General features: G+C 72.5%; 1 protein-coding gene and 1 pseudogene. Both read left to right on the top strand.

Features of this window, described 5'->3' with window-relative positions:
- Positions 1-875, top strand: a pseudogene (locus tag DKL51_RS31440) (prenyltransferase/squalene oxidase repeat-containing protein); the annotation flags it as partial.
- Between the two features lie 174 nt (positions 876-1049).
- Positions 1050-3041: sensor histidine kinase (locus DKL51_RS31435; protein ID WP_109947582.1), on the top strand; the 1992-nt coding region annotated here is incomplete at its 3' end.

Below are 3041 nucleotides of genomic sequence, written 5' to 3'. Positions count from 1 at the left end.
GTGCGGACCCGGCGGCGCTGGGCTACCTGACCTGGGCCGCGGGGGAGCAGGACGGGCCCGTGCCGTGCACGACACCGATCACCGTCTTCGAGCGGGCCTGGGTCCTCGCCAGTCTGGCCCGGGTCGGCGCGGCCGGCGACGTGCCCGGGCACGTGATTAGCGAGCTGGCCGCAGCCGTGGGGCCGGCCGGCGCCGCCACCTCACCCGGACTGCCGACGGACGCCGACACCACCGCCGTCGCCCTCTACGCGCTGGCCAGACTCGGCCGCCCGGTCCCGCCGGACAGCCTGCTGGCGTTCGACACCGGGGCGCACTTCTGTACATGGCGGGGTGAGGACGGCACGTCGGTCACCACGAACGCACACGTGCTGGAGGCGTTGGGCTGGCAGACCAGGCACGCCCCGGCGCACCCCTACGCCGAGGCGGCGCGTCGGGTGGCCGGTTGGCTCGTCGCCGCCCAGTTGCCGGACGGCAGCTGGACGGACCGCTGGCACGCGTCGGCGTTCTATGCGACGGCCAGCGTCGCCGTGAGCCTCGCCGGGTACGCCCCGGCGGCGGGGCCGGCAATCGACCGAGCGATCGACTGGGTGCTCGCCACCCAGCGCACCGACGGGTCGTGGGGTCGGTGGGGCGGCACGGACGAGGAGACCGCGTACGCCCTGCACGTGCTGCTCGGCACCGGGCGGCCGGTGCGGCCGGTGGTCGGCGCCGCCGTGCGGCGGGCCCTCGCCTTTCTCGACGACGACCGCAGCAGCGCCGCCACAGCCACTCCCCTATGGCATGACAAGGACCTCTACCACCCAGTGCTGATCGTGCGGGCCGCTGTGCTCTCGGCGCTCCAGTTGGCGCGGTTTGCTGGGCACCCGGCGGAATGACCGTCCGATGCGGACGCCGCAGTCCGACCGCCGTCGGCGTCCCGCGGGCAGAGGGTCATGATCAGGATTGCTTGAGTGATCGTCGTGACACTGCTACCGTGCGCCGGGTTGGTCAAGGCGCATGTGGCTACCCCTGACCAGATAATCAGTGGCTCCCCGCCAGGGATGGTTGTGATGGGTTCCCGCAGCACGAATCTGCGTCGGAAAGTCGTGGCACTGCTGGCCTCGCTCGTGGCGCTGTGGGCCTTCGCCGCGTGGGTGACCCTCCGAGAGGGCGCCAACCTCCTCTGGGTGCAGCAGCTCGACCGCCAGGTGGCGCAGCCGGGCGAGCCGCTGGTTCTGGAGCTGCAGGCTGAGCGCCGAGCGACCGTCGCTTTCCTCGGCGGCTCGGGCGGGGCCGGGCGTGAGCAGTTGACCGCGCAGTGGCGGCACACGCAGCAGGTCGCCGACGCCTTCCGAGGCTCCGTCGACGACTGGCGAGTGGATCTCGCGGCCAGTGAGGACAGCCAGCGGCAGATCAACGGGGTCGTCGCCGGGCTGGACCGGCTGGAGACAGTCCGCGAGTCGGTTGGTGCCCGCCAGGTCGACCGCGCCGCCGCCGCCCAGGCCTACACCGACCTGATCGACTCGGTGCTGCAGATGTATACCTCTCTGGGCAAGCTGGACGACGAGCAGCTCGCCCGGCAGACCTCGGCGCTGATCCAACTCGTCAGGGTGCGCGAGCTGATGTCGCAGGAAGACGCTCTGCTCACGGGGGTGCTCGCCGCCGGCCGGATGACCCCGGAGGAGAACGCCGCTTTCGCCCGTACCGTCGGCGCCCAGCGCTATCTGGGCGACCGGGCGCTGGCCGACCTGTCCGACGCCGACCGCAGGGGGTACGAGCAGTTGCTCGCTGGCGAGCCGTTCATCGCTCTCCGGGCCTTGGAGGACCGGGTGATCCTGTCCAACCGGGCGTCAACGGCACCGCCGGTGTCGGCCAAGCAGTGGCGCGCTGCGGTCGACCGGGCGGTCGAGGACCAGCAGCGGTTCATCCTGGACGCCGGTGACGCGCTCGTCGAGCGGGCCATGCCGGTCGCGATCGGCGTCATCGTCCGGATGGTGCTCGCCGCCGGCCTCGGCCTCATCGCCGTCATCGCCTCCATCGTGGTGTCGATCACCACCGCCCGGGCGTTGGTCCGGCAGCTCGAACGGCTGCGCGAGGCCGCGTTCCGGCTGGCCAACGAGCGGCTGCCCGGTGTGGTGGAACGGCTGGGCCACGGCGAGGAGGTCGACGTCGCCCGGGAGGCGCCCCCGCTGGAATTCGGCGACGACGAGATCGGGCAGGTGGGCAAGGCGTTCAACGCGGTCCAGGAGACCGCCATCCGGACTGCCGTCGAGCAGGCCGAGCTGCGCCGCAACGTGCGGGACGTGTTCCTCAGTCTGGCCCGGCGCACCCAGGCGCTGGTCCACCGCCAGCTCACCCTGCTCGACGCGATGGAACGCCGCGAGCACGACGCCGAGGAACTGGAGGACCTGTTCCGGGTCGACCACCTGGCCACCCGGATGCGCCGCAACGCGGAGAACCTGATCGTGCTCTCCGGCTCCACGCCGGGCCGGTCCTGGCGGCGCAACGTGCCGATGGTCGACGTGGTCCGCGGCGCGATCGCGGAGGTCGAGGACTACACCCGGGTCACCGTGCTGCCGCTCGGCCCGGTGTCGCTCTCCGGCCGGGCCGTCGGTGACGTCATCCACCTGCTGGCCGAGCTGATCGAGAACGGCCTCTCCTTCTCGCCGCCGCACACCACCGTCGAGGTCCGTGGCCAGATGGTGGCCAACGGCTTCGCCATCGAGATCGAGGACCGGGGCCTCGGCATGACGGAGGACGACCTCGCCGCCGCGAACCACCGGATCGTCGACCGGTCCGAGCTCAACCTCGCCAACGCCTCCCGGCTCGGCCTCTACGTGGTCAGCCGGCTCACCGAACGGCACGGCGTCCGGGTGCAGCTCAAGGAGTCCGCGTACGGCGGCACGACCGCGGTGGTGCTGATCCCGCTCGCCCTGGTCACCGAGTACGGCTCCGACCCGTACAGCTCAGGCGGGTTCCGGGCGGGCACCGGGGTCCCCAAGGCGGACGCGCCGGCGGCCGCCGAGGCGGGGTCGTCCGCGCCGGCCGCCGCTGCGGAGCAG

The organism is Micromonospora globispora (assembly GCF_003857015.1).
In the GTDB taxonomy this organism is placed as follows: domain Bacteria; phylum Actinomycetota; class Actinomycetes; order Mycobacteriales; family Micromonosporaceae; genus Micromonospora; species Micromonospora globispora.
The sequence above is the reverse complement of the archived record's forward strand: the minus strand, read 5'-3'. Positions and strand labels throughout refer to the sequence as shown.